A 23935-nucleotide genomic window follows, 5' to 3' on the forward strand; every position below is an offset into this window, starting at 1 on the left:
TCATCCTCCGCTCAGCAGCATCGGGATGCGGTCGAACATCTCGTTCGTGAAGGCGATGATCTCGGCGATCATCCAGTTGCCGGCGATCAGCAGGGCGATGCCGACAGCGATGAACTTCGGCACGAACGAGAGCGTCACTTCCTGCACCTGCGTGATCGACTGCAGCAGCGAGATCGCGAAGCCGACGACGAGGGCGGTCACGAGCATGGGCGCCGCGAGCTTTGCCGCGATGAGCAGACCCTGCGCGCCGATGTCGAGGACGGCCTCCGGACTCATCCGACACCTCCGTAGCTCTCCAGCAGCGACGTGATGATCAGCCCCCATCCGTCCACGAGGACGAAGAGCAGGATCTTGAACGGCAGCGAGATCATGACCGGCGGGAGCATCATCATGCCCATCGACATCAGCGCCGCGGCGACGACGATGTCGATCACGAGGAACGGGACGAAGATGACGAAGCCGATGATGAAGGCCGCGCGCAGCTCGGAGATCATGAAGGCGGGGATCAGCATGTACATCGGGACGCTCGCCGGATCCGCCGGGTTGTCCTGCCCCGCCGCGCGCGCCATGAGGGCGAGGTCCTCCTCGCGCGTGTAGGCGAGCATCCACTCGTGCAGGGGCCCCTGACCGATGTCGACCGCCTGGGCGAAGGTCAGCGAGCCGTCCATGTAGGGCTGCACGGCGACCGCGTTGATGTCGGTCAGCACGGGCCACATGAGAAACAGCGACAGGAACAGCGAGAGTCCGGCCAGGACCTGGTTGGGCGGGATCGTGGGGAGGGAGAGAGCGTTCCGCGTCATGGCGAGCACGACGAAGATCTTCGTGAACGAGGACATCATCAGCAGCAGCGCCGGGGCGACCGACAGGACGGTGATGCCGAGCAGAGTGAGGATGGACGCGGAGGGAGAGCCGTCGACGCCGTCGATGTCGATCGTGACGCCCGTCCCGTCGGTGCCGTCCTCGGTGCCGTCCGGGTCGTCGGGGGCCGCCGGGGCGGTCGGTGCGGTGGGAGCATCCGGCTCGATCGTGTCCGCGTGCGCCGGCGCCTGGACCAGGACCACCAGGGACGCCGCGAGCAGCAGTATCGCTCCGATCAGGAGGATGCCGCGCAGCAGGCGCGGCGGGGAGGCCGCGGCCGGACGGCTCATCGGACGCGCCGGAGCGCCTCGGCCGTCTGCCGCCACGTGCTGGGAGACAGGATCGAGCCGTGCAGCGGATCGTTGCGGTGACGTACGCGGAGGCGCTGAGCGGGCGCCGCGTCCTCGGCATCCGCTTCGGCGACCGCCGAGGCGAGCAGCCGGTCGAAGTCCTCGGCCGTCGGTGCGGGCTCCGGCGCGGCGGGCTCGTCCGGGAGACGGTCGATCAGGGTCACGCCGTGCTCCGTGACGCCGAGGACGTAGCGCGCATCCTCCGTCCGCACGACGACGACCTGCGCCTTCGCCCCGAGCCCCTGGCGTCCCAGCACGGTGATGGCCGGGGACTCCTTCGTGCGCGCGGTGGTGCGGGAGAGCCGGCGGTGCAGGAACCAGAGCAGGCCGAGCACCGCCGCGAGCGAGACCGCGACGCGCAGCAGGAGGAGGATGTCGTCCAGGATCAGGCCTCGGCGTTCTCGAGGATCCGCGTGATCCGCACGGCGTAGTCCTGGTCGACGACGACGATCTCCCCGTGCGCGATGATCCGGCCGTTGAGCTTCACGTCCGCCGGCGCGCCGGCCGAGCGGTCCAGCTCGACGATGCGGCCGGGCTCCAGATCCAGCACGTCGCGGACCGCCATGCGGGTGCGTCCGACCTCCACGGTCAGATCCATCTCCACGCCGGCGATGCGGTGCAGGAGCCGCGACGGCTGTCCTGCCGAGGCTGCGGGAGCCCGCGTGATCCGCACCGCGAGTCGGCCGATCGGGCGACCGGACTCGTCCTGCAGGTCGAAGACCTGCCCCAGCGGATCGGCGAAGACGGAGGAGGCGTCCTGCACGGTCGCCTCGCCGAGCGTCCCCGCACCGAGTGCCCCGGCGGCGGCCTCCAGCGCCGAGCGCAGACGGTCGGGCAGCGGAGCGTCCGCGAGACCGTCGACGAGGGTCTCCGGGTCGAGGATCCGGACGGCAAGGCGTCCTGACGACTCCCCGACGTACGACACGACCACGGCGTCGCCGTTGTCCCCGGACGGCTGTGCGGCGCGTGTGATCGTTACCCCGGCCGTGGGCAGGGCGGCGGCGAACGCGGCGGCGACGGCGGACTCGTGGGCGGGTGTCAGGGTCACGGGCGCTCCTCAGCGGGGATGTCGGGGGTGATGGCGGTCACGACGCAGGCCAGGCGCGCGCCGCTGGTGCCGACGGCGGCGGTCGCGACCGTCTGGCGGTCGACCACGAGGTCGAGCGGACGGTCGGCGGAGTGCGGCAGGGCGATGATGTCGCCGACGGCCAGCGCGAGCACGTCCGCGGGCCGGACGGTGTGCGGGGTCAGGCGCAGGGCGACGTCGACCGGAGCCGACTCGACCTGGCGTCTCATGAGGTCCGAGATGGCGGCGGGCGTCGCGCCCGAGTCGCGCGTCGAGAAGCCGTCGATGACGACATCGGCCGGGAGCATGACGCTCGCGGGGATCGTGCGCCCGCCCAGCCGCATCGACAGCCGGGCCACGATGACCGGTTCGGCGTCGGCAGCGACCTGCGCGAACTGCGAGCTCTGCTGGATGCCGATGACGTCGAGCCCCGGCGGCAGCAGGTCTCCCAGAGCTCCGCCCAGCTGCGCAATGGCCTCGAGCATGAGCGCCCGCACGAGCGCCTGGTCGATCGCCGTCAGAGTCCGGTCCTCGATCGGCGCGATCGGCCGCCCGCCGACCATCTGCACGATCCATCCGCTGGCGACCGAGAGCGGGAACTGTATCACCACGCGGCGATCGGAGTCGGCGAAGCCGCAGATCACCATGGTCGTCGTGGCGGGCAGGGACGCCGCGTACTCCGCGTAGGTCTCGGTCGCCACCTGCTCGACCGCGACGTGCGCGCGTCCGCGGATGCGCGCGGACAGCTCAGGAGCCCACTGCCGGGCGAAGGTCTCGAACGCCACTTCGAGAGCGCGCGCGTGTTCGCGGGACAGCGAGGCGGAGCGGCCGAAGTCGTACACCGCGACCTCGCCGACGGCGTGCTCGGCGCTCGGCCGCGCGCTGTCCTGGATCACCACGACCTCGACTATCGGGTGACTGCGGACTCTCGTAAGCAGCGGTGCGGTTCAGAATCGGGGCTGGGCCCCCTGGAGATCGGGGAGCAGTCGGCGCACCTCCTCATCGGCGGAGGAGAGGACGACGACGTCCACGCGTCGGTTCTGCGCCATGGCCTGCTCGGTGCTTCCCTCGGCGGCCGGTCTCGCGTCGCCGAATCCGACGGACCGGATCTGGCCGGGATCGATCCCGTCGACCTCCACGAAATGCCGGAGCACCTGCGTGGAACGCCCCACCGACAGCTCCCAGTTCGTCGCGAACGGCGCGACGGCCGAGCGCTGATCCGCGTGGCCCTCGATCGAGATCTCGTTCGGCACATCCACCAGCACTCCGCCGAGCGCGTCCAGCAGCGTCACCGCTTCGGGGGTCAGCTGCGTGCTGTTGGTGGCGAAGTACGTCTCCGCGCTGACCAGGCCGATCGTGAGTCCCCGTTCGTCGATCGTGAACGTCGCCGCATCCGCGAGGTCGTGCTCGACCAGCGCCTGACGCAGTCGATCGCGCAGCGCCGTGAGCTCGTCGAGCTCGGCTTCCGCGGCATCGAGCTCGGCCTCCGCGGCGTCGATCTCGGCCTGCATGAAACCGGCGCCGTCCTCCTCGAGGAGTTCGGCCGGGACGACGACCCCCTCGGAGACGTCGCGCACCTCGGAGGTGTCCTGCCCGAACCCCGTCGCGAGCGACGCGCTGAGCTGCTCGAACTTCTCCTTGTCCACGGTGGACATCGCGAACAGGACGATGAACATGCACATCAGCACCGTGATCATGTCGAGGTACGACGCCATCCACCGCTCGTCCGGCCCCTCCTCGCCCTCGGCGGAGGCCAGGTGGCGCCGTGCCCTGACGCTCACGACTCGAGCACCGTCTCGTCCGCGGTCGACGTGGTCCGGGACCGGCGCGGTGCCCGTCGATCGGAGACCAGCGCACGCAGGCGCTCGCCGACGAAGTGCGGGGGAGAACCGGCCTGCACGGCCAGCATGCCCTCCATCATCACCGTCATCCGCTCGAGCTCCAGCTCGCCGAGCCGGCGCAGGCGGCCGCCGATAGGGAGCCAGATGAAGTTGGCGGAGAGCAGGCCCCACAGCGTCGCGACGAACGCGGCGGCGATGAGGGGGCCGAGCGTCGACGGCTCATCCAGCTTCTCGAGGACGTGCGTGAGCGAGACGACGGTTCCGATGATGCCGACGGTGGGCGCGAACCCGCCCAGCGTGCTGTAGAAACGGGCGGCGGTGCGGCTGCGGGCGGCCGCGGACGCGATCTCGTCCTCCATCACGAGGCGGAGCTCCTCGGCATCCGTCCCGTCCGCGATGCTCTGCAGCGACTGCTTCAGGAAGGGGTCGGGCTCGTCGTCCACGAATCGCTCCAGGGCGAGCAGCCCCTCGGCACGGGCCGTCTCGGCGAAGCCGACGATCGTGTCGATGACGGCCTGCGCCGTCCGGCGTTCGCCGCGGAACGCGCGCGGCAGAGCCTTCACCGCCACCACGGCGTCGCGCATCGTGCCGCTGGCGATGCCGACGGCGATGGTCCCTCCGAACACCAGCACCATGGGGGCGGGCAGCAGGAGGGCGGCGAAGGAGGCGCCCTCGAGTGTGATCATCGCCAGCAGCGCCCCGAAGGCGAGGACGAGTCCGAGCAGCAGTGCGGGATCCATCAGGCCTCCTCGCGGGGGTCGGTCGGCCCGGCGATCGCACGCTCGGTCGCGCCGTCGTCGGATGTCTGCCGGCGGGCCGCAGCGGCGAGCACGCGCGCCCGGAGGTCGATGATCTGCTCGATCACCTCGTCCATCGTCTCGGTGATGACGAAGGTGGCGCCGTCGACCATGATCAGGGTGGTGTCGGGGGATGCCTGGATGCGCTCGATGAGGTCGGGATTCACCGCGAACCGGGTACGGTTCAGGCGCGTGACGACGATCATGGGCGATTCCATCCTGGAAGGTGCGTCCGGGCGGGGCCGGACCCGACGGCCCGTCCTGGGCCATCGGTGATCACTGTCGGCAGGAGGTGCCGCGGCGTTAGCCGGGGACGGAAGCTCGTGTGCACGCACGGGGTCCGCAGCGGCGGATCGCCCGAAGCGAGCCCATCGGCCTACGCGGCGGCGTCGATGGCGAAGCCGACGCCGGCGGCCCCGATCAGCCCGCACTGCACGCGGAAGAGGCGCTCTGCGGCATCCGCATCCCGCGTCAGCATCGCCAGGCGCAGGCGGCGGTAGGTGCCGCGGCGCTGCTCCGGGGTGCCGAGGTCGACGCGTGCTCGGCGCAGGTCGCGCTCCAGCACCGCGTTCTCGTTCGCGAGGACGCGGGTCAGGACGGGGTTGCCGGCATGACGGATGATGAAGACCACGAATTCCCGCGACGAGAGGACGAGGGCGTCGGCGTCGTCGCGATCGGATGCCTCGATCATGCGGTCGAGCAGCGCGACGGCGTCCGTCAGCTCGGTCTCGCTCATCCGGCCCACCGCCAGCTGCAGAGCATTCCCCGCCTGCAGCACCGCGTACTCGAGCGTGCTCGCGGCCTGCTCGGGAGTGACCTCGGTCACCCGCGTATAGCGGCTGGCGGCGACCTCGACGAGGCCGACGACCGTCAGACGCCGCAGCGCCTCGCGGACGGGGGTCCGCGAGATGCCCAGCGCCTCCGCGATGGCCTTGTCGTTCAGTTGCTCACCCGGCCCGAGACGTCCGTCGACGATCGCGGCGCTGAGCTCCTCGTGCACGCGGTCGCTGAGCGAATGCTGACCGCTCGCGGGAAGACTCAGAATGTCTTCCCAGTGCACGTTCTCTCGTTCTCTTCCCATGTCCTCGGCCTTCTTGCTCGCCGTGAACCCCCCAGTTCACCTCCCAGCCTACGCCTCGTGCCGAGCACGGAGCGTCCGCCTGCCTCCCGCTACTGTCGGCATCCCGGCTCGTGCGGTCAGCAGAGGTGAGGGTGTCGACCTCTTTACTCAGGTTTGGACGCCCTAAACCTGAGTAATTCGTGGAATACTCGCGTTTATGGCAATTGAGAGAAGGGGATCTGGGCAGGATTCCTGGCCTGCGCACACGGTCGATACGCTGCCGTGGCGTCAGCAGGTGCGCGGGGGCACCCGCGCTGATCGCATGCTGTCTTCGGTGGACACGATGACGCCGCCGATGATCTCGTCCCTCGATTACATGCCACCGATCGCGACGATGGTGATGTCGGAGTCGGCCCTGCTCGCTGTGGCGCAGGCGGACACCGAAGCTGAGGGGCATTCGGCGGCGATGAGCCGGTTCATGATGCGGACTGAGTCGGTCGCTTCGTCGAAGATCGAGCGCATCACCGCCACGGCAGTCGACTATGCCAAGGCACTTGCGGGGAATCGATCCAACAGCGCGGCTACCAGCATGGTGGCCGCGAGCACCGCTCTTCATGATCTCGTGACGGGGGTCGCCGACCACGGCCGGTTCTCGCTGGACGGTCTCGTCGCCGCTCATCGAGCCCTGATGAAGGACGACCGCTACGAGTCCGACTACGCGGGGCGGCTCAGGGACATGCAGAACTGGATCGGCGGCGGTGACCACTCACCCCGTGATGCCCTGCACGTGCCACCGGCGCCGGAACGGGTGCCGGCGCTGATGGAGGATCTGATCGATTACCTGAACCGCGACGACGTTCCTGTGATGGTGCAGGCGGGCATCGGGCACGCGCAGTTCGAGTCGATCCACCCGTTCGCCGACGGCAACGGGCGCATCGGCCGCGCTCTCGTCTCGGCCGTGCTTCGAAGACGCGGCGTGACGCGCAATGCCGTGGTGCCTCTTGCCAGTGGGCTGCTTGCCAGGCGCGAGGACTACTTCGCAGCTCTCGGGGACTACCGCCGGGGCGATCCTGCACCGCTGATCGACCTGTTCGCGAGCTCGGCGCGCGCGGCCGCCGTGTGCTCCCGTGAATCGATCGCCCGCATCAAGGCTCTGCCCGATGAGTGGGCAGCCGAACTCAAGCCGAGATCGGGTTCTGCCGTCGCGGCGCTCATCCCTGCCTTCTATGATCACCCTGTCATGGCGGCCGCCGAGATCGAGCGGCGCGCGGGTGCGTCGGAGCAGCAGACATACCGCGCGATCGCGCACCTTGCCGAAGCCGGGTTCATCCAGGAGATCACCGGACGCAAACGAGACCGGGTCTGGGTCGCAGCCGAGCTGCTGGCAGAGCTCGACGACCTCGACCGGCGGATCCAGGCGGAGATGGCGGGCTGAACCGCGGCGAGACCTCTCGCGCCCGAACACCGGTCCGATGCCCTTGCGCGCCCCGAGCGTCAGCGCTTGAGGTTCGTCAGCTCCTGCAGGACCTCGTCGCTCGTCGTGATGATGCGCGCGTTCGCCTGGAACCCGCGCTGCGCCACGATGAGGTTCGTGAACTCCTGCGACAGGTCGACGTTGGACATCTCCAGCGCCCCGCTGACGATGCCGCCGATGCCGTCCTGACCTGCCGCGCCGACCGTGGGCTCGCCCGAGTTGGCGCTCGGACGGTAGTGCGAGGATCCGGCCTTCTCGAGGCCGCTGGGGTTGACGAAGCCGGCCAGCGCGAGGCGCGCGAGCACGGCGGTGTCGCCGTTGCTGAAGGTGCCGACCAGGCTGCCGTCCTCGGTCAGGGCGTAGGAGAGCAGTGTGCCTGCGGGGGCGCCGTTCTGTTCGCCCAGCGCCGCTGTGCTCAGCTCGGCGTACCCGGTGAGACCGGACAGGTCGACCGTGACGCCGCCCGAGACGATCGTGCTCGCGCCGGTCTGCTCGCCGTTCACGAACGCGAGAGAGGTGGTGGAGGTGCCGTCGGTGACGTCCCAGCCGGTCGCCGTGCGCGTGAAGGTCAGCTGCAGCTGTCGTGCCGCACCCTCGGCGTCGTAGACCTCGAGCTCGCGGACGATCGTCTCGCCCACGGCCTTGTCCGAGGGGAGGTTGCCCGCGGCGGATGCTGCGGTCGTCGCGCGCCCAGGAGCGATCGCGCCCACCGGCAGCGTGATGGTTCCGACACCCTGACCCGGGACGATCGCGCCGTTCTGGGCCGTCCAGCCCTGAACGAGTGCGCCGTCCGCCGTGACGAGCCGACCGGCCGCATCGAACGAGAACGCGCCGTTGCGGGTGTACAGCGTCTCTCCGCCCGCGCGCACCATGAAGAATCCGTCGCCGGCGATCATGAGGTCGGTCGGCACGCCGGTCGCCTGCCGCGACCCGGAGGCGAAGTTGGTGGTGATCGCCGAGATCTGCACGCCGAGGCCGACCTGAGCGGGGTTGGAGCCTCCGGCGTCGGCCTGGGGCAGGGTGGAGTTCTGCACGAGCTGGGCGAGGGACTCCTGGAACTGCACCGAGGAGGCCTTGAATCCGACGGTGTTGACGTTGGCGATGTTGTTGCCGGTGACGTCCAGCATGGTCTGGTGCGAGCGCAGGCCGGAGATGCCGGCATAGAGGGAACGGAGCATGATCTGCCTTTCGTTTCAGGACTTCAGGGTGAGGCCGGACACCGCGTCGAGCGCGACCGGGGTGTCCCCGATCGTGACGATCGGGATGGGACCGGCGAAGGACACGGAGCTGACGATGCCGGACTGCTCGACGCCGTCGGCGTCGACGTACTGCGCCTCTTGGCCGATGAGCGCGGCGGCCGTCTGACGCATGCTGAGCGCGAAGCTCTCGGTGGTGGTGGCCGCCAGCGCGGTCAGCTGCTCCATCGAGGCGAGCTGCGTGGTCTGCGCGATCATCTCGTTCGTGTCCATGGGGGAGCTCGGGTCCTGGTTGGACAGCTGCGTCACCAGCAGCTTCATGAACACGTCGGCGTCGAGCGTCTGCTTCGGCGCGGGGGTGCTCGCGGCGCTGTTCGCGCCGACGGCGGCGGTTCCGGTGATCGGGGGGATGGTGGTCATGGGGCTCCTCGTTGTCAGGCGAACACGTCGATGCCGGTGGTCGGTGCGGATGCCGGGGGCGGCTCGGGAGTGTCGAGGCCCGTGTCCATGCTCGCCGCGGAGACGGTCGACCCGGGAGCGGTGCGGCCTCCCGCGGCACCCGGCTCGGGCGATCCGTCTCCGCCCTGGTCCGTCCGGCCCGACGGAGCGTCGTCGGCCGCGGCATCCTGTCCGCCCAGGGACAGGGAGGAGGACGGGGTCGCCGCGGCGAGGTCCCGCCGCAGGTCGGTGAGGATCGCGCGCAGGGCCTCGCGCCCGGCATCCGTCGCGGAGGCGAGCTCGACGTGCAGGACGCCGCCGGCGACATGGGCGCGCACCGTCACGGGTCCGAGGTTCTCCGGCGAGACGGTCAGGGTGATGGTGTGCTCGCCGTCCGGAGCCTGGGCGAGGGCGATGACGGGCGCGGAGAGCTGCGGCAGCAGGCCGGCCCGCGCCGGGGCGGATGCTGCGGCCGCCGTCGTGACGGCCGGTGAAGCGGATGCCGGTGCCGGGGACTCCACGGGCAGGGCGGCAGGGAGGGGGTCCGCGGCGACCGCCGGACCCGTCGCGGCCGGGCCGGCGGGCGCCGCCGATGCGGGAGAGGATGCCGGGAGAGCGGGGTCCGCGGTCGTCGGCGCCGCGGGTGTGAACGAGGCAGGAGACGGCGTCCCGGAAAGGGCGGCGGGCCGGTGAGCCTCGGGTGCGGGTGCGGGTGCGGATACCGTCCCACGTGGCGCCGGGACGGCGTCCATGGTCGTCGCCCCCTCGGGCGGAGCCGCGTTCGTCGGCGTCGGGGCGGCCGCGGTCTCCTGACGCGTCGCAGTCGTCGATGCCGAGGCGGCAGCCGCACCCGTCGCGGGAGCGGCTGCGACCGCCGGAACCCGCCCGGGGTCTGGGCCCGCTGCCCGACCGGATGCCGATCCGGCGGGGCCCGCCGCGGAGACCGCGGAGCTCTCGCCGCCTTCGAGGAGGGGCCCTGCTGCGCCCGGAACCGTCGCGGACGCGTCGGCGACGGACGCGGAGGGCGCGGGCGAAGCACCCTCCGCGACGGCGTCCGCCGCCGATGCGGACGGGGCGCCGGTCGGCGGGATCGTGTCCGCCACGGCTTCCCCGGTGGGGAGCGCCCCGGCGGCGAACGCGGGAGCGTACAAGACGCTCGCCTCGCCGCCGATTCCGCTGATCGGGGAGGGAACCGGTGCGACGGCCTCGGGGCGTCCGGCGTCGCCGCTGCCGAGGCCGACGCCGGACACGTCGCCCTCCTCCGATCCGGCCTCGAGGCCGGACGATCCCGTGCCGGCCGGGATCCCATCCGCGGCGATACCTTCCGGCACGGGACCCGCGAGTTCCTTGCGCACGGTCTCGGCGAAGGCGCCCGCGCCCGACGGCGTGCCGCCGCGAACCGGGTGAGGCACGGAGGCCGCGCCGCCGAGTGCGGGGGGCATTCCGAGCAGCGTCATGTCGCACCCTCCGCCCTGGGTCGACCGGCGATCTCGTCGATGTCGTTCTGCTCCTGCCTCAGCGCTTCGGCCTCCTGCCGCGCGGCGTGCGCGTCGGCGAGGCGCTCCAGCGCCCGCACCTCGCGACGGGCCTCGCGATGCGCGTCGCGGGCGTCCGCCAGCGCGGACGAGCGCAGCTCGGCGAGCGATGCGAGGTCGCCGAGCTGCCGCCGAGCCGAGACGCGCGCCGCCGCGATCGCGGCCAGCGTGCGCACGTCGATCGCGTCGGATCCCGACGCGTCCAGCGCGGCGCGGGCGACGCGCTCGCGGGCCTTGGCCTGATCCGCGTCGATGACGGCGCGCGAGAGCCGCTGGGCGGCCGCCCGCTCCTGGATGCCGCGGACGCGCAGCAGCCCCGACAGCGAGAACCCCCGGCTCATGAGACGTTCCCGAACGCCGTGACCAGCGCATCCAGCCGCCGCCAGGACTCCTCGAACGTGCTGGACTCGTCCAGATCCTGGGTGAGGAAGGCGGTGATGGCCTGTTCGTGCTCCAGCGCGGCGTCCACGCGCGGATTCGCCCCGGCATGGTACGCGCCGATGTCGATGAGGTCGTCGGCTCCGCGGCGGGCGGCGAGGACCGCGCGCAGACGCCGGGCCTGCTCCCGCTGCGCGGCGGAGGTGATCTTCCCGGCGACGCGGGAGATCGAGCCGAGCACGTCGACGGCGGGATGGTGGCCGGAGACGGCGAGCCGCCGGTCGAGCACCACGTGCCCGTCGAGGATCGAGCGCGCCGCGTCCGCGATCGGCTCGTTGTGGTCGTCGCCGTCGACGAGCACCGTGTAGATGCCCGTGACGGAGCCCGAGCGGCCGGTGCCGGCACGTTCGAGCAGGCGCGCGAGCGTCGAGAACGTCGAGGGCGGATAGCCGCGGGTCGCGGGCGGCTCGCCGGCGGACAGCCCGATCTCGCGCTGGGCCATCGCGACGCGCGTCAGCGAGTCCATCATCAGCACGGCGTGCGCCCCGTCGTCGCGGAACGACTCCGCGATGCGGGTGGCGGTGAACGCGGCGCGCAGGCGCGCCATCGCCGGCTGGTCCGAGGTCGACACGACGACCACCGACCGCGCCAGGCCTTCCGGACCCAGGTCGTCCTCGATGAACTCGCGCACCTCGCGGCCGCGCTCGCCGATCAGGGCGATGACCGCGGCATCCGCCTGCATCCCTCGCGCGATCATCGACAGCAGGGAGGACTTGCCGACGCCGGAACCCGCGAACAGGCCCATGCGCTGACCGCGGCCCACGGTCGCGAGAGTGTCCAGCACGCGGATGCCGAGCGGAAGCGGCGCTGTGATGCGTTCCCGGCCGATCGCCGACGGCGGCACGGCGTGCATGCTCACGCGGGGGGCGCGCAGCGGCCCCTTGCCGTCGATGGGGTTCCCGAGGCCGTCCAGGACGCGGCCGAGCAGGCCCGGTCCGGTCGGCACGAGCGGCGCCCCGCCGCGGCGGCGGACCGGGGCGTCCAGCGCCAGTCCGTCGATCGGTGCGAGCGGCATGCATCTCGCGCCACCGCGGTCCAGCGCGACGACCTCGGCCAACGTGTCCTCGCCCAGCTGGACGACGTCTCCGACGGCGCACTCCACGCCGCGCACCTGGACCCCCAGGCCCCGCACCTGCGAGACGCGTCCGATCCGCTCGGGGCGGGCCGCCTCCAGCACGTCGGACCAGCCGCTCATGACTCCTCCTCGAGGATGCTCCGGCGGGCGCGCTCGAACGCGGATCCGATGCGTGCGTCGATCAGGCCGTCCGCGACCACGACGATCGCATCGCCGCGCGCGAGATCGTCGTCGGCACGCAGCGCGACACCGTCGGGCCGGGCACCGGAGAGTTCGAGGGCCTCCAGATCCTCGGGATGCAGACGGACCTCGAACCCGTCGTCCGTCCGTGCCGCGGCCAGAGCGCGCTCGACGGCGGCGATCGCCGCCCGCCCTGGGCCCGTCAGCTCGCCCGCGACGATCAGCTCAGCCAGCTCGATCGCCCGGCGCAGGAGCAGCTGATCGTCCTGCGCCGCGACGGCGTCGCGATGAGCGGCGAACTGCGCCGCAGCGGCCTCGACCGCCGACACGACCCGCCCCAGGCTCGCGTCCGCCTCGGCCTCGCGTGCGCGCCTCACCGCGTCCTGCCGGCGCGCCAAGGTCTCCACCGCCGCTGTCGCGACGCGGAACCCCTCGGCGTGCCCGTCCGCGTAGCCGCGCCGGCGCGCCCTCTCGCGTTCCCGCTCGGAGTCCTCACCGAGCAGGCGCGGGTAGGCCGACGGGCGGAAGGCGTCAGTAGACATACTCGTCCTCGTCGGAGCGCTGGACGGTGATGTCGCCGGAGGCCTCCAGGGTGCGGATCAGCCGCACGATCTCGGCACGCGCCTCCTCGACCTGGGACATCCGCACCGGTCCCAGCGCCACGGCCTCCTCCGCGAGGTTCTCGCGGTTGCGCTCGGAGATGTTCCGGTTGATCACGTCGAGGATCGCCTGGTGCGCCCCCTTCAGGGCGATGGCGAGCGAGCGGATGTCGATGCTGCGCAGGACGCGCTGGGCGTCGCGGTCCTCGAGCTTGACGATGTCGGCGAAGGTGAACATCCGGGACCGGATGTCCTCGGCCAGCACGCTGTCGCGATCCTCGATGCTCGCCAGCAGCGCCTTCTCGATGGTCGCGTCGGAGCGGTTGATGATCTCGACGAGCGGCTGCACTCCGCCGAGCGCGTCGGGGCTGTCCTTGCTGGAGAACAGGCCGGTGCGCGCCTTCAGCGCCTCCGCGACCACCGTGATCGCCTCCTGTGTCGCCGTCCCCATGGTGGCGATGGCATGGGCGACATCGGCGCGTGCGGCATCGGGCAGCGCCGCGAGGACGGACGCCGCCTGGTCGACGGGAAGGTGCGCCAGCACGAGCGCGACGGTCTGGGGGAGCTCGCCGTCCAGCAGCGTCGCCAGCTGCGCCGGCTCCGCCGCGCCGAGGAAGTCGAAGGCGGAGTTCGACAGGGTGGCGCTGGCACGGCCGAGCACGGCGGCGGCCCGCTCGGAGCCGAACGAGGCCTGCAGGAGCACCTCGGCGACGTCGCGTCCGCCGCGGGCGGGCGGCAGGTGCCCGGTGGCCACCCGCTGGAACTCGGCGAGGGCCCTGGCCGTGGACGCGGCGTCGAGATCCTGCAAGCCGATGATCTCGGCGGCGACCGTCTCGGCCTCCGCCTCGGACAGGTGCTTCATGACCTCGATCGCGTGCGCGCGATCGAGGTTCATGAGGACGATGGCGGCGGTCTGCGGACCGGTGAGGCCGGTCATACCGCTGCCCTGTCGTCGAGGAAGCTGCGCATGAGCTCCGCGGTGCGCTGCGGATCGCTGCGGGTCAGGGCATCCAGTTCGGCGCGGCGGCGCTCGAGGCTGACCTGGGCCGGCTCCGAGTTCAGCTCCCGTTCGAGTTCGGGGTCGGGCTCCGGCGGGGTGACCTCCAGGACGGCCGTGGGCGCCTGTTGCTCCAGCGCCGTCTGTGCCGTCCGGAACGGATCCGTGGCCGCAGGCAGTTCGGACAGCGGCGGCGGACGTTCGCCGAACAGCGAGTCGAACTCGTCCTGCTTGCGTGCGCGTCGCCGGGTGCGGACGAGGTGCGCGATGACGCCGGCGAGCAGGGGGACCGCGATCGCCGCGGCGATGATGAGCGCCGTGGTCAGAGCCGACAGGCGCTCCGCCTCGGCGGCCTCCTTCGCCGACTGGAGGGCGGCCTGCGCCGCGTCGGCATCGGTCTGGCTGAACGAGACGAGCTCCACCGACAACCCGTCGCCGCGCTGCGGGTCGATGCCGGCGGCTGCCGCGACCAGGTCCTCGAGCTGGGCCACGGTGATGTCGGTCGCCGCGTCCGCGTCGACCGCCACGGACACCGACTGGCGGGTGATCGACCCGGCGGGCGTCGTGGTCGACTCGACGAGCTTGTTCACGACGTTGTTGCGGGTCTCCTCGGTCGACTCGTACGCGCCGTCGCCGGTGCCGTCGGGCACGGCGATGTTGTCGGGGCCCAGCACGCCCGCGTCGGTGTCGCCGCCGTTGCTGGTCTCGGTGCGGGTCTGCTCGGACAGCGGAGGGGCTCCCTCCGCCGGCGTGTAGGTCTCCTCCAGCCGCTCGCTGACCGACCGGTCGATCTCGGCCACGACGGACACCTTCGCGTTGCCCGCGCCCACGACGGCGTCGAGCATCTGCTGGACGGCGGCCGTGACGCGTGCCTCGTGCTCGCCGGACTGCTGGTCGACGCCGCCGACGGTCCCGGTGCCGACGGCCGACAGCGTCGTGCCGGTCTGGTCGATCACGGCGACGTTCTCGGCCTTCAGGCCGGAGACGGATGCCGAGGTGAGGTGCACGATCGCCTCCACCTGATCGGCGCTCACCGCGGTGCTCCCGTCCGTCTCGACGAACACCGAGGCCGTCGGATCGACCGTCTCGGAGACGAAGACGCTCTCCTCGGGGATCGCGAGCTGGACCGACGCCGCCGACACGCCGTCGAGCGCGGCGATGGTCGCGGCGAGTTCGCCTTCGATCGCGCGCTTGTAGGTGACCGACTGCTGGAACTCCGAGGAGGTGACCCCCATCTCGTCGAGCAGCGTGTACCCGCCCGAGCTCGCGCTGGGGATGCCCGCGGCCGCGGCCGTGAGGCGCTGGTCGTACACATCCGCCTCAGGGACGAGCACGGTGCCTCCGCCGTCCGTGAGCTCGTAGGAGACGCCGGCCGAGCGCAGCTGCTCCACGACCGTGTTTGCGTCGGTCGCGCTCAGGCCGGAGAACAGCGGAGTCATGTGAGGGCGGCTCATCCAGCCGACCAGCGCGATCGCGCCCAGCAGCACGGCGGCGATGCCGATGATCGCGAACGTGCGCTGAGCGAGGGTGAATCCGGCGACCGCGCGGCCGAGCCGCTGGAAGACGCCGGTGACGGCCTTGGGCATCAGGCCTGCATCCGCATGATCTCATTGAAGGCGTCGACGCCCTTGTTGCGCACGGCCGCCACGAGCTCGAGTGTGACGGCGGCGCGGCTCGAGGCGATCATCGACGCATGGATGTCGTTCAGATCGCCCGTGACGGCCGCGACCTTGAGGGAGTCCGACTCCTTCTGCAGGCCCTGCAGCTCGTCGACGGCGTCGGCCATCCGCGTCGCGAAGCCGGAAGCGCCGTCTGTACTCTCCGGCGCCCCCGGGACCGAGATGCGATCCGCGACGGTCGGGACGGCGGAGAGGCCGGACGCGACTCCCGCGATCGACTCGATGCCGCCCAGCGCCATCAGCTGCGTCCGATCTGGAGCGCGGACTCATACGTGTTGCGGGCACGGTCGACCACGGCGGCGCTGGCCTCGTATCCGCGCTGAGCCAGGATGAGCTGGCTCATCTGGTCGCCGAGGTCGATGTCCGGAAGCCGCACGAAGCCCTCGGCGTCCGCGAGCGGGTGATCGGGCTGGTAGGCGAGCCGCCCCTCGGCGTCGCCGAGAGCGGTACCGGCGACGTAGACGCCCGGTGAGGCGTCGCTGGTCTGCACGAGCACGTAGCGTTCGCGGAACGCCGCACCGTCGGTCGCGGAGACGGTGTTGATGTTGGCGATGTTGTCGCTGAGGGCGTCCAGCCACTTGCGGTGGACGGTCAGCCCGGTGCCGGCGATGCCGATCGCGTCGAAGGTCATGACGTCGTCCGCATCGCCGTGCGCAGAGACGAGAAGGAGCCGTTGATCGCCTGCGTCGCGAACTGGTACCGCAGCATCGTGTCGATGCCGGACAGCGTCTCGGTGTCCAGGTTGACGTTGTTGCCGTCCAGGCGCGTGGGCTCGAGGGACCGCGCGGTCGTGGCCGTGACGTCTCCGTCGCCGGCCGCCACCGAGGACGCCAGCGCCTCTTCGAACAGCACGCGCTTGGCGTGATAGTCGGGGGTGTTGATGTTGGCGATGTTGTCGGCGATCGCGCGCTGACGCAGCGCGAGGCCGTCCAGGGCGCTCGAGAGCGCCGTCATGGTCACAGAATCGAACACGAACTCGGTTCCCGTCGGTGGCGAGGTGGCCGATCCCTGGCCGCATCTGGCGAGCTATCCCTGCTCGGAATGCTCTATCGGACGCCGCGTCCGGTTCGTAAGCCGCCGCTCACGCCTGCGTGTCGAGATACGCCGAGCCTCCGCGTGCGGCCGGGATCCGTCCCAGCGCGTCCCGCTGGCCGCGGAGGTCGCGCAGCACGGCGCGAGTGCGCTCGCGCTGCGCCCTCTGCCGATCGAGCAGCCGGCGCACGCGGCCTTCGAGCTCGCGAGGCAGCGGCGCGGCGGGCGGCTCCCAGGGGGCGAGCACTTCGCCGGAGGCCTCGTCCCCGGCCGCCGCGATCGTCTCGAGATCCCGCTCGAACCGCTCCAGCAGGGCGACCCACGCAGGATCGGTCATGCGGATGCCGCCCCGAGATCGGCGGACGCCGCATGCCACGCGTCGCGCAGCGGTGCGACGAGTTCGCGGCACGCGTGCGCCTGCTGGGGGTCGCGATCGACGTTGGCGGCGATGAGCGTCCGGGTCAGGAACGCGTAGATGTCGCGCAGTCCCTGACTGCCGCTCCACGCGTCGGTGAGCGTCGCGGACAGTTCGGCGACGATGGCCTGCGCGTGCTGCAGCTGCCGGTTCGCGTCGGCCCCGTCGCCGCGGCGCAGCGCGGCCTCCCCGCGATCGATGTCCAGCAGCAGCCGGTCGTAGAGCATTGTGAGGAGGCGCTGCGGTGTGGCCGACAGCACGGCCTCCTCCTGATAGCGCTGCTGCGCGCGGACGGCGGCGTTCATGCTCAGGCTCCCTGCTTCGACGGGGACAGGCTCGCGAGCTGCGAGGTGAGGTAGTCGGACTGCGACTGCATCTGCGACAGCATGGTCTCCAGCCGCGCGTAGGTGCGCTCCAGGGTCGCGCGTCGCTGTTCGAGGCGTACGTCCCAGCGTTCGATCTGCTCGCCGAGCGAACGCACCTCGCTCTCCTGTCCCAGGATGCGGGCCGTGAGCAGGCCGTCGTAGCGGTCGGAGTAGGTCTCCGCCGTCTCCTGGACCCGCGCGGCGATCGCGGAGACCAGGCTCTGGACGGCATCCGGGTCCTTCGCGAGCGCCGCCGTGAAGGTCTCCTCGTCGAAGGACAGCGCGCCGTGGCGGTCGAGGGAGATGCCGATGGATGAGGGAGACGTCCCGCCGACGGGGTGCTGCACGGCACCCGCGAGCGCCTGACGCAGCGCGCGCACCGTGCTGTCTCCGGTGAAGACTCCGAGCGTCGTGGCCGTGCCCTGCCCGTCCGCGACGGTCGCCTTCGAGCCGTTGTCGATCCGGGTGAGGAGGCCGGCGAGCTGCGAGACGAAGTCGGCCGTGGCCTTGGTGCGTCCCTCCACGTCGGTGTCGACGCCGACGGTCACCGGATCCGCGGATGCCCGGGCGATCGTGACGTCGACGCCGGCGAAGAGGTCCGTGAAGGTGTTGGTGGAGCTCGTGACGACCTGCTCCGCCGCGGTCCCCGCCCAGAGGCGGATCCGGGCGTCGGCGCCGGTGGTGATGACGGCGCCACCGGGCTCCGCAGCGAGGTCGACGGCGGTGCCGGCGGCCACCGAAGCGGCATCGCCGCGATGGATCCGGAACGCGGCGTCCTGACCGGTGTCGGCCGAGGTGAACTGCAGGCGCTGCAGCGGGGCTCCTGCGGCGTCGGTGCCGGCGGACACGACCATCGCGGAGATCCCGAGTCCCGCACCGTTGACCGCGCGTGCGATGTCAGCCGCGCTGCCGGAGGCCGCGGAGATCTCGGTGAGCTCGCCCGCGGCGTTCTCGATCGTGAGGACGGCGGGCGCCTCCGGCCGCTGCGCGAACGCGGCGGTGACGACGGAGTGGCGCGTGGCGACGCGGTCGACGACGATGTCGGTCGTGAGAGGAGACGCCTCGGGGCGGGCGGTCACCGCGACGGCATCCGAGGAGGACGTCGCGCGCATCCCTGCGAGCGCCGAGCCGTCCGCGGCGGCCTTCGCGCGCGTGGCGAGGTCCTGCAGGGAGCTGTTGAGCGTCTGCAGCTGCGAGATGATCAGGCCCTTGTCGTCCGCCTTGGCCTTGAGCAGCGTGCGCGGGATGGCGTGCACGTCCATCAGGGCGTCGATGAGGGCCGTGGTGTCGAGGCCGGAGACGAGCCCGTCGAGTGAGAGTGCCATGTCGACCTTCCGGAATCAGCCGGTGCCGGGACGGCGGACCGCCCCGGCACCGGAAGGGGATCAGCGCAGCAGCTGCAGCACGCCCTGGTTGACCTGGTTCGCCTGAGCCAGCATGGCCGTGCCCGCCTGCGACAGGATGTTCGCAGCCGTGAACTTGACCATCTCGGACGCCATGTCGGTGTCGCGGATGCGGCTCTCGGCGGCGGCGAGGTTCTCGGACGAGACGTTCAGCGAGTTGATCGTCGACTCGAAGCGGTTCTGAGCGGCACCGAGGCCTGCGCGGGCCTCCGAGACGCTCGTGATCTGCGCGTCGATCGTGCCGATCGCCGCGAGTCGTGCCGCAGCCGCGGCATCCGCGTCCGCCGCACCGGCCTGCTCGAGGTCGAGAGCGCTGATCGCGGTGGCCACGGCCGTGATGTCGGCGCCGGTCAGGTCCACCGCGATCTGGTCGTTCGCGGCCGTCGCACCTGCGCCCACCTGGAAGGTGAGCTTGCCCGTTCCGTCGCCGGCCGTCGCACCCGTCAGCAGGTCGATGCCGTTGAAGTTCGTGCCGGAGGCGATACGGCTCAGCTCCTCGCCGAGGGCTGCGACCTCGGTCTGGATCGCGGCGCGCGAGTCCGCATTGTTCGAGTCGTTGCCGGCCTGCACGGCGAGGTCGCGGACCCGCTGCAGGATCGAGTGGACCTCGGTCAGGGCGCCTTCTGCGGTCTGGATGACCGAGATGCCGTCCTGGGCGTTGCGCGCGGCGACGTTCAGTCCGTTGACCTGCGAGCGCAGGCCCTCGGAGATCGCGAGGCCGGCGGCGTCGTCCGCCGCGCGGTTGATCCGCAGGCCGCTGGACAGCTTCTCCAGCGACTTGGACAGGTCGTTCTGCGTGTTGGACAGGTTGCGGTAGGCGTTGAGCGCCGACACGTTGGTGTTGATCTGCATACCCATGGTGTTCTCCTCCGTGACTGGGTCGAGCAGGAGCCCGTCCGTGGGCTCCGATCTCACCTATCGGCAGTGCGGAGGCAGGCGTTAGGGCAGCGGTTCAGAGTGCCGCCGGAACCGGCGCGGGGGCGACGGCGGCGAACACGCGCGCGAGCCGCGGGCCGCCGATCTCGGCGACCCGCGCGTAGAAGCTCTCCCGCACCGACACCGACACGCGGGACACCGGCTCCGGCGGGGTGTCCTCGGCGAAATAGCGCGACAGCACGTCCCGCAGCATGCGGACGGCTTCGGCCCGCTGCTGGGAGACCGCGGAGTGAGAGACGCCGAGCTCCTCGGCGATGTCCTTCACGGGACGCTCTTCGAGATAGACCGCGATGACGATGCGGCGCATGCGCTCCGGAAGGGCCGCGACCGCGGACTCCAGCACGTGACGACGCTCGCCGAGCGACGCGGACTCCTCGGGCAGCGGCAGGTCGGTCGCGAGGTCCGCGGTCGCCGGATCGTCCAGCGTGGTCACGATCCGAGCGGAGTCCGCCAGCGCCCCCGACACGACGTCCTCGCCCACGCCCATCGCCGTGGCGATCTCGGTCACGGTCGGAGTGCGCCCGAGGGATGCGGCGAGAGTGTCGCGAACCGATACCGTCTCCTTGATGCGCGTGCGCGTCCCGCGGGACGCCCAGTCCATCGAGCGCATCTCGTCGGCGAAGGCCCCGAGGATGCGACGGCGCGCGTAGGCTCCGAACGGGACGCCGAGCGTGGGGTCGAAGGCGTCCGCCGCTGTGACGAGGGCGAGCGCTCCGACCGCCGCGAGCTCCTCGCGGGGGATGTGGGTGGCTCGGGCATGTGTTTCGGATGCGAGGTAGCCGACAAGGGGGAGATTGTCTTCAACCAGGCGGTTGCGTTCGGCGCGCGGTGGCACGGGGGACTTCCACCTCTCAGGAGTTCCGACCGGGGGATCGGGGAATGACGAGAGCAGATGCACATATCATGAGGTACACGATCTGTCCATGGGGAGTACTGCCCATCACCAGTCCACATAGTAACCATATGGTGGCGATGGCCGACAGTGATACATGGATTCTCGATCGAGAGTCAGTGCGGGGATTGGGGAACCATGGGAGCCAATGAGCTGTCGATGCAGCTGTGGCGTGAGCGAGAGCTGCTGGAGATGCTGCTGTTCAAGCTGGACGAACAGCAGCTGCTGCTCGCCGCTGGGCGGTCGCGCTGGATCCATCTCGCCGCGCGCGAGATCGAGCAGGTGCTCGAGCGGCTGCGGGCGACCGGAATGGCGCGCGTCGTCGAATCGGACATCGTCGCTCTGGAATGGGGCGCGCCGGAGGGCGCGACGATCCGGGAGCTCATCGCGGTCGCGCCGCAGGACGCCTGGCGTGACCTGTTCGAGGACCACCTCCGGGCACTGACCCGTCTCACCGGCGAGATCGGTCAGCTCCGGGACGTGAACGACCAGCAGCTGCGAACGGCTCTGCGCGCGACCCAGGAGACCATCGCCGACCTCTCCGGCGACACCGGCGAGTACACCACGCGGGGCGATCGCGCGCGCAACGACGCCGCACGCATCATCGACACCCAGATGTGATCGGAAGGAAGCATGTCGACTTTCAGCGGACTGAACACCGCGGCCAGCGCCCTCGCCGCCGCGCGCCGGGGCATGGACGTGGTCGGTCAGAACATCGCCAATGAGCGGACCGAGGGCTACACCCGGCAGCGCGTGACGCAGTCGTCGATCGCCGCCGTCGCGCAGTCCGGGCGCTTCTCGACCGGAGCGGTGCCCGGAGACGGGGTCGCGGTCACCGGGATCGCCCGCCTCGGCGACGCCCTGCTGGACGCTCGGGTGCGCGACGCGCTCGCGTCATCCGGCTTCTGGTCGAGCAGGGCCGTTGCCGGAGCGACCGCCGAGGTCGCACTGGCCGAGCCGACCGAGAACGGTCTCGCCTCCGGGTTGTCCCGCTTCTGGGCGGGATGGCAGGACCTCGCCAACGCGCCGGACTCGGCCGCGGCGGCCGGCGCCGTGCTGCAGTCGGCAGCGCAGCTCACGGGCCAGATCGCCGGCGGATACCGTGCCGTCGCCGCCCAGTGGAGCGATGCCCGGTCGGCAGCCGACCGCACGATCACCCAGGTCAACGCGAGCGCCGACCAGATCGCGTCGCTGAACCGCGCCATCCGGGACGCCCAGGCGTCCGGGCGCTCGGCGAACGAGCTGATCGACCAGCGATCCGTGCTCGCACAGAACGTCGCACGGGCGGTCGGCGGCGTGTCGACCATCGAGGCGGACGGCACCCTGACGGTCCGCGTCGACGGCAACCCGCTGGTCGCCGGCACCACCGCCCGGCACCTCGTCCTGGAGGGGCCGCGCAGCATCGACGCCGGCGGGCGGCTGACGGTGACCTGGGCGGACTCGGGGGCCTCGGCATCCATCGCCGCGGGAGAGCTCGGAGGGACGCTGTCCGTGCTCGCGCCCGCCGACGAGGACGGCACCCTCGCGCAGCTGGCCGCCGCGTACAACGCCGTGGCGGAATCCCTCGTCAACACCCTGAACGCCCAGCACCGTGCCGGAGTGACGTCCGGCGGCGCGGCCGGCGGCGACTTCTTCACGCTGTCGGCGACCGGCCCCGCGGCGCTGGGGATCGGGGTCGCGGTGACCTCGGCATCCGATCTCGCCCTGGGCGCTCCCGGCGCGGGTGCGTGGGATTCCACGAACGCCGACGCGATCTCGCAGATCGGGGAGCGCGACGGCTCCCCGGACGCCCTGTGGGTGGATCACATCACGCGACTGGGCGTCGGCGTGGCAGCGGATGCGCAGCGTGCGCGCCTGGCCGAGGCCTCCGCGGTCTCCGCCGTGACGGCGCAGCAGTCCGTCGCCGCGGTCGACGGCGACGAGGAGACGATCAACCTGCTCACCTACCAGACCGCGTATCAGGCGGCCGCCCGCGTCATGACCGCGGTCGACGAGGCGCTCGACGTCCTGATCAACCGCACGGGCGTCGTCGGACGCTGATCGGAGGACCCGCATGATCTCCCGAGTCACCTCGTCCTCGATGACGCAGTCCAGCCTGCGGCAGCTGCAGGCGAACCTCTCCGAGCTCGCCCGGCTGCAGGAGCAGGCGTCGTCCCAGCGGGCGTTCGCGACGGTGTCGGACGACCCGGCCGCTGCGGCGACCGCGCTGGGCCTGCACGCCGCTCAGCGCCGGGGCGAGCAGCACGCCCGCAATATCGACGACGCGCTCGCGTGGGTGACGACCGCGGACTCCGCGCTCGCCTCCGCCACCGCGCTCATGAACCGGGTGCGCGATCTCACGGTCCAGGGTGCGAACGACGGAGCGCTCGACGCCACCGCGAAGGAGGCGATCGCGGTCGAGCTGGAGGGGATCCGCGAGGAGCTGCTCTCGGTGGCGAACACGAGGCTGCTGGGACGGTCCGTCTTCGCCGGGACCTCGGACGAGGCCGCGTTCGATGCCGCCTACGCGCACTCCGGAATCCCCGGGGCCGAGGTCGTCCGCCGGATCTCGGACGGCGGCTCGGTCCGGGTGGACGTGGACGGGGCCGAGGCCTTCGGCACGGGAGCCGGATCCGCGTTCGCCCTGATCGACTCGATCGTCGCCGACCTGCGATCGGGCACGAACGCGGGCCCTCGGCTCGCGGAGATCGATGACCGTCTCACGGCCCTCCGAGGGGCCCACGCCGCGGTCGGAAGCCGGCAGGCGCAGGTCGAGCGAGCGAAGGAGGTCGCCGTGCAGAATTCCGTGTCGCTGGAGGCGAGGAGGGCGGCCGTCGAGGACGTCGACTCCGTGGAGGTGCTCGTGCAGCTGCAGGCGCAGGAGCTCGTGTACCGATCGGCCCTGTCGGTGACCGCGCGCGTTCTGCAGCCGTCGCTGATGGACTTCCTGGCATGAGCGTCGCGCTGAGCTTCGTCTCGCCGCCGCCGGGACTGGCGCCGCACACGGACTTCGCCCTCACGGCGATCGACGAGGCCGAGGGGCTGTTCGCCCTGCGCGCGGTCGCTGTGCCGGACCTGCGGCTGTACGTCGTGGATCCGCGGACCGTGATCGCCGGCTACGAACCCGTGCTGACCGACGAACAGGTCGCGGATCTCGGGCTGCATGCGCCGGAGGACGCGATGCTGCTCGTGGTGGCGCATCCCGCCACCGCGGGAGTCAGCGTCAACCTGCTCGCCCCGGTCGTCGTGAACCGCACGACCGGACGCGCAGCCCAGGTGATCCTGGACGGTCAGGACTACGACGTGCGCACTCCGCTGGGATGACCGCGA

The 23935-nt window shown here is 71.5% G+C and carries 30 protein-coding genes; 5 read left to right on the top strand and 25 right to left on the bottom strand.

Annotation, left to right across the window (positions count from 1 at the left end; genetic code table 11):
- The 9 genes from fliQ to AC3RXZ_RS07360 form a co-directional block, all read right to left on the bottom strand.
- A complete protein-coding gene (fliQ, locus tag AC3RXZ_RS07320; protein ID WP_243230376.1) occupies positions 1–276 on the bottom strand; it encodes a flagellar biosynthesis protein FliQ in 276 nt (91 codons plus the stop codon).
- Positions 273–1148, bottom strand: coding sequence for a flagellar type III secretion system pore protein FliP (gene fliP / locus AC3RXZ_RS07325; protein ID WP_491493595.1), 876 nt, complete (start codon positions 1146–1148; stop codon positions 273–275). Before fliP ends, fliQ begins: the two co-directional genes overlap by 4 nt.
- A complete protein-coding gene (gene fliO, locus AC3RXZ_RS07330) occupies positions 1145–1597 on the bottom strand; it encodes a flagellar biosynthetic protein FliO (protein ID WP_308220947.1) in 453 nt (150 codons plus the stop codon). Before fliO ends, fliP begins: the two co-directional genes overlap by 4 nt.
- Positions 1594–2256 carry a flagellar motor switch protein FliN gene (fliN, locus tag AC3RXZ_RS07335; protein WP_491493596.1) on the bottom strand — a complete coding sequence of 221 codons (663 nt, stop codon included), beginning with the start codon at positions 2254–2256 and terminating at the stop codon, positions 1594–1596. Before fliN ends, fliO begins: the two co-directional genes overlap by 4 nt.
- Entirely contained in the window at positions 2253–3173 is a 921-nt protein-coding gene (locus AC3RXZ_RS07340; protein ID WP_243230400.1) for a flagellar motor switch protein FliM, read from the bottom strand. The genes fliN and AC3RXZ_RS07340 overlap by 4 nt, the downstream gene beginning before the upstream one ends.
- 48 nt (positions 3174–3221) lie before the next feature.
- Entirely contained in the window at positions 3222–4055 is an 834-nt protein-coding gene (locus AC3RXZ_RS07345; RefSeq protein WP_491493597.1) for an OmpA/MotB family protein, read from the bottom strand.
- Positions 4052–4855, bottom strand: a complete 804-nt coding sequence (locus tag AC3RXZ_RS07350) for a motility protein A (RefSeq protein WP_491493598.1) — start codon at positions 4853–4855, stop codon at positions 4052–4054. The genes AC3RXZ_RS07345 and AC3RXZ_RS07350 overlap by 4 nt, the downstream gene beginning before the upstream one ends.
- Positions 4855–5118, bottom strand: coding sequence for a flagellar FlbD family protein (locus AC3RXZ_RS07355; protein ID WP_491493599.1), 264 nt, complete (start codon positions 5116–5118; stop codon positions 4855–4857). Before AC3RXZ_RS07355 ends, AC3RXZ_RS07350 begins: the two co-directional genes overlap by 1 nt.
- 170 nt (positions 5119–5288) lie before the next feature.
- Positions 5289–5972, bottom strand: coding sequence for a GntR family transcriptional regulator (locus AC3RXZ_RS07360; RefSeq protein WP_491493600.1), 684 nt, complete (start codon positions 5970–5972; stop codon positions 5289–5291).
- 217 nt (positions 5973–6189) lie between these two features.
- On the opposite strand from AC3RXZ_RS07360, the gene AC3RXZ_RS07365 reads away from it, so the two are divergent.
- Entirely contained in the window at positions 6190–7407 is a 1218-nt protein-coding gene (locus tag AC3RXZ_RS07365; RefSeq protein WP_491493601.1) for a Fic family protein, read from the top strand.
- Positions 7408–7466: 59 nt separating this feature from the next.
- Here the strand turns inward: AC3RXZ_RS07365 and AC3RXZ_RS07370 are convergent, their stop codons facing one another.
- The 16 genes from AC3RXZ_RS07370 to AC3RXZ_RS07445 all read right to left on the bottom strand — a co-directional run bounded on the left by AC3RXZ_RS07370 (position 7467) and on the right by AC3RXZ_RS07445 (position 20569).
- Positions 7467–8624, bottom strand: a complete 1158-nt coding sequence (locus AC3RXZ_RS07370; protein ID WP_491493602.1) for a flagellar hook protein FlgE — start codon at positions 8622–8624, stop codon at positions 7467–7469.
- 15 nt (positions 8625–8639) lie between these two features.
- Positions 8640–9062 carry a flagellar hook assembly protein FlgD gene (locus tag AC3RXZ_RS07375; RefSeq protein ID WP_491493603.1) on the bottom strand — a complete coding sequence of 141 codons (423 nt, stop codon included), beginning with the start codon at positions 9060–9062 and terminating at the stop codon, positions 8640–8642.
- A gap of 14 nt (positions 9063–9076) precedes the next feature.
- On the bottom strand, positions 9077–10537 hold the full coding sequence (locus tag AC3RXZ_RS07380) for a flagellar hook-length control protein FliK (protein ID WP_491493604.1): 1461 nt from the start codon (positions 10535–10537) through the stop codon (positions 9077–9079).
- Positions 10534–10956: a flagellar export protein FliJ gene (locus AC3RXZ_RS07385; RefSeq protein WP_491493605.1), complete on the bottom strand. Its 423-nt coding sequence runs from the start codon at positions 10954–10956 to the stop codon at positions 10534–10536. The genes AC3RXZ_RS07380 and AC3RXZ_RS07385 overlap by 4 nt, the downstream gene beginning before the upstream one ends.
- Positions 10953–12248, bottom strand: a complete 1296-nt coding sequence (locus AC3RXZ_RS07390) for a FliI/YscN family ATPase (protein WP_491493606.1) — start codon at positions 12246–12248, stop codon at positions 10953–10955. Before AC3RXZ_RS07390 ends, AC3RXZ_RS07385 begins: the two co-directional genes overlap by 4 nt.
- Positions 12245–12850 (bottom strand): FliH/SctL family protein, encoded by a 606-nt coding sequence (locus tag AC3RXZ_RS07395; RefSeq protein ID WP_491493607.1) that lies wholly within the window; start codon positions 12848–12850, stop codon positions 12245–12247. Before AC3RXZ_RS07395 ends, AC3RXZ_RS07390 begins: the two co-directional genes overlap by 4 nt.
- On the bottom strand, positions 12840–13844 hold the full coding sequence (gene fliG / locus AC3RXZ_RS07400) for a flagellar motor switch protein FliG (RefSeq protein ID WP_491493608.1): 1005 nt from the start codon (positions 13842–13844) through the stop codon (positions 12840–12842). Before fliG ends, AC3RXZ_RS07395 begins: the two co-directional genes overlap by 11 nt.
- Positions 13841–15490: a flagellar basal-body MS-ring/collar protein FliF gene (fliF, locus tag AC3RXZ_RS07405; RefSeq protein WP_491493609.1), complete on the bottom strand. Its 1650-nt coding sequence runs from the start codon at positions 15488–15490 to the stop codon at positions 13841–13843. The genes fliG and fliF overlap by 4 nt, the downstream gene beginning before the upstream one ends.
- A complete protein-coding gene (fliE, locus tag AC3RXZ_RS07410; RefSeq protein WP_374208988.1) occupies positions 15490–15822 on the bottom strand; it encodes a flagellar hook-basal body complex protein FliE in 333 nt (110 codons plus the stop codon). The genes fliF and fliE overlap by 1 nt, the downstream gene beginning before the upstream one ends.
- The gene (locus tag AC3RXZ_RS07415) at positions 15822–16214 is read right to left on the bottom strand and encodes a flagellar basal body rod protein FlgC (RefSeq protein ID WP_243230484.1); all 393 of its coding nucleotides are present in this window, start codon (positions 16212–16214) and stop codon (positions 15822–15824) included. Before AC3RXZ_RS07415 ends, fliE begins: the two co-directional genes overlap by 1 nt.
- A complete protein-coding gene (locus AC3RXZ_RS07420; protein WP_243230485.1) occupies positions 16211–16555 on the bottom strand; it encodes a flagellar basal body rod protein FlgB in 345 nt (114 codons plus the stop codon). The genes AC3RXZ_RS07415 and AC3RXZ_RS07420 overlap by 4 nt, the downstream gene beginning before the upstream one ends.
- 109 nt (positions 16556–16664) lie before the next feature.
- On the bottom strand, positions 16665–16952 hold the full coding sequence (locus AC3RXZ_RS07425) for a hypothetical protein (RefSeq protein WP_491493610.1): 288 nt from the start codon (positions 16950–16952) through the stop codon (positions 16665–16667).
- Positions 16949–17335: a flagellar export chaperone FliS gene (gene fliS / locus AC3RXZ_RS07430; protein ID WP_243230497.1), complete on the bottom strand. Its 387-nt coding sequence runs from the start codon at positions 17333–17335 to the stop codon at positions 16949–16951. Before fliS ends, AC3RXZ_RS07425 begins: the two co-directional genes overlap by 4 nt.
- Positions 17336–17337: 2 nt before the next feature.
- Entirely contained in the window at positions 17338–18720 is a 1383-nt protein-coding gene (gene fliD, locus AC3RXZ_RS07435) for a flagellar filament capping protein FliD (protein ID WP_243230508.1), read from the bottom strand.
- 60 nt (positions 18721–18780) lie between these two features.
- Entirely contained in the window at positions 18781–19656 is an 876-nt protein-coding gene (locus AC3RXZ_RS07440; protein ID WP_243230511.1) for a flagellin N-terminal helical domain-containing protein, read from the bottom strand.
- Between the two features lie 94 nt (positions 19657–19750).
- Positions 19751–20569 carry a sigma-70 family RNA polymerase sigma factor gene (locus tag AC3RXZ_RS07445; RefSeq protein ID WP_491493611.1) on the bottom strand — a complete coding sequence of 273 codons (819 nt, stop codon included), beginning with the start codon at positions 20567–20569 and terminating at the stop codon, positions 19751–19753.
- A gap of 195 nt (positions 20570–20764) precedes the next feature.
- Between AC3RXZ_RS07445 and AC3RXZ_RS07450 the strand changes: the two genes are divergently transcribed.
- Genes AC3RXZ_RS07450 through fliW form a run of 4 tightly spaced genes read left to right on the top strand, consistent with a single transcriptional unit; the run spans position 20765 to position 23929 of the window.
- Positions 20765–21247, top strand: a complete 483-nt coding sequence (locus tag AC3RXZ_RS07450) for a flagellar protein FlgN (RefSeq protein ID WP_491493612.1) — start codon at positions 20765–20767, stop codon at positions 21245–21247.
- 12 nt (positions 21248–21259) lie between these two features.
- Positions 21260–22666: a flagellar hook-associated protein FlgK gene (gene flgK, locus AC3RXZ_RS07455; RefSeq protein WP_491493613.1), complete on the top strand. Its 1407-nt coding sequence runs from the start codon at positions 21260–21262 to the stop codon at positions 22664–22666.
- A gap of 13 nt (positions 22667–22679) precedes the next feature.
- Positions 22680–23561 carry a flagellar hook-associated protein FlgL gene (gene flgL / locus AC3RXZ_RS07460; protein WP_243230531.1) on the top strand — a complete coding sequence of 294 codons (882 nt, stop codon included), beginning with the start codon at positions 22680–22682 and terminating at the stop codon, positions 23559–23561.
- Positions 23558–23929, top strand: a complete 372-nt coding sequence (gene fliW / locus AC3RXZ_RS07465) for a flagellar assembly protein FliW (protein ID WP_243230532.1) — start codon at positions 23558–23560, stop codon at positions 23927–23929. Before flgL ends, fliW begins: the two co-directional genes overlap by 4 nt.
- The last annotated feature ends 6 nt before the right edge of the window (positions 23930–23935 follow it).

The sequence above is a fragment of the Microbacterium cucumeris genome (assembly GCF_058349845.2).

Coding starts and splice junctions, on each gene's coding strand:
- AC3RXZ_RS07450 (WP_491493612.1), top strand. CDS start 20,765: ATGGGAGCCAATGAGCTGTCGATGCAGCTGTGGCGTGAGCGAGAGCTG.
- fliF (WP_491493609.1), bottom strand. CDS start 15,490: ATGCCCAAGGCCGTCACCGGCGTCTTCCAGCGGCTCGGCCGCGCGGTC.
- fliD (WP_243230508.1), bottom strand. CDS start 18,720: ATGGCACTCTCACTCGACGGGCTCGTCTCCGGCCTCGACACCACGGCC.
- AC3RXZ_RS07390 (WP_491493606.1), bottom strand. CDS start 12,248: ATGAGCGGCTGGTCCGACGTGCTGGAGGCGGCCCGCCCCGAGCGGATC.
- fliQ (WP_243230376.1), bottom strand. CDS start 276: ATGAGTCCGGAGGCCGTCCTCGACATCGGCGCGCAGGGTCTGCTCATC.
- AC3RXZ_RS07365 (WP_491493601.1), top strand. CDS start 6,190: ATGGCAATTGAGAGAAGGGGATCTGGGCAGGATTCCTGGCCTGCGCAC.
- flgK (WP_491493613.1), top strand. CDS start 21,260: ATGTCGACTTTCAGCGGACTGAACACCGCGGCCAGCGCCCTCGCCGCC.
- AC3RXZ_RS07385 (WP_491493605.1), bottom strand. CDS start 10,956: ATGAGCCGGGGGTTCTCGCTGTCGGGGCTGCTGCGCGTCCGCGGCATC.
- AC3RXZ_RS07350 (WP_491493598.1), bottom strand. CDS start 4,855: ATGGATCCCGCACTGCTGCTCGGACTCGTCCTCGCCTTCGGGGCGCTG.
- AC3RXZ_RS07370 (WP_491493602.1), bottom strand. CDS start 8,624: ATGCTCCGTTCCCTCTATGCCGGCATCTCCGGCCTGCGCTCGCACCAG.
- fliS (WP_243230497.1), bottom strand. CDS start 17,335: ATGAACGCCGCCGTCCGCGCGCAGCAGCGCTATCAGGAGGAGGCCGTG.
- fliG (WP_491493608.1), bottom strand. CDS start 13,844: ATGACCGGCCTCACCGGTCCGCAGACCGCCGCCATCGTCCTCATGAAC.
- AC3RXZ_RS07440 (WP_243230511.1), bottom strand. CDS start 19,656: ATGGGTATGCAGATCAACACCAACGTGTCGGCGCTCAACGCCTACCGC.
- AC3RXZ_RS07375 (WP_491493603.1), bottom strand. CDS start 9,062: ATGACCACCATCCCCCCGATCACCGGAACCGCCGCCGTCGGCGCGAAC.
- AC3RXZ_RS07425 (WP_491493610.1), bottom strand. CDS start 16,952: ATGACCGATCCTGCGTGGGTCGCCCTGCTGGAGCGGTTCGAGCGGGAT.
- AC3RXZ_RS07395 (WP_491493607.1), bottom strand. CDS start 12,850: ATGTCTACTGACGCCTTCCGCCCGTCGGCCTACCCGCGCCTGCTCGGT.
- flgL (WP_243230531.1), top strand. CDS start 22,680: ATGATCTCCCGAGTCACCTCGTCCTCGATGACGCAGTCCAGCCTGCGG.
- fliP (WP_491493595.1), bottom strand. CDS start 1,148: ATGAGCCGTCCGGCCGCGGCCTCCCCGCCGCGCCTGCTGCGCGGCATC.
- fliE (WP_374208988.1), bottom strand. CDS start 15,822: ATGGCGCTGGGCGGCATCGAGTCGATCGCGGGAGTCGCGTCCGGCCTC.
- AC3RXZ_RS07380 (WP_491493604.1), bottom strand. CDS start 10,537: ATGACGCTGCTCGGAATGCCCCCCGCACTCGGCGGCGCGGCCTCCGTG.
- AC3RXZ_RS07355 (WP_491493599.1), bottom strand. CDS start 5,118: ATGATCGTCGTCACGCGCCTGAACCGTACCCGGTTCGCGGTGAATCCC.
- AC3RXZ_RS07415 (WP_243230484.1), bottom strand. CDS start 16,214: ATGACCTTCGACGCGATCGGCATCGCCGGCACCGGGCTGACCGTCCAC.
- fliW (WP_243230532.1), top strand. CDS start 23,558: ATGAGCGTCGCGCTGAGCTTCGTCTCGCCGCCGCCGGGACTGGCGCCG.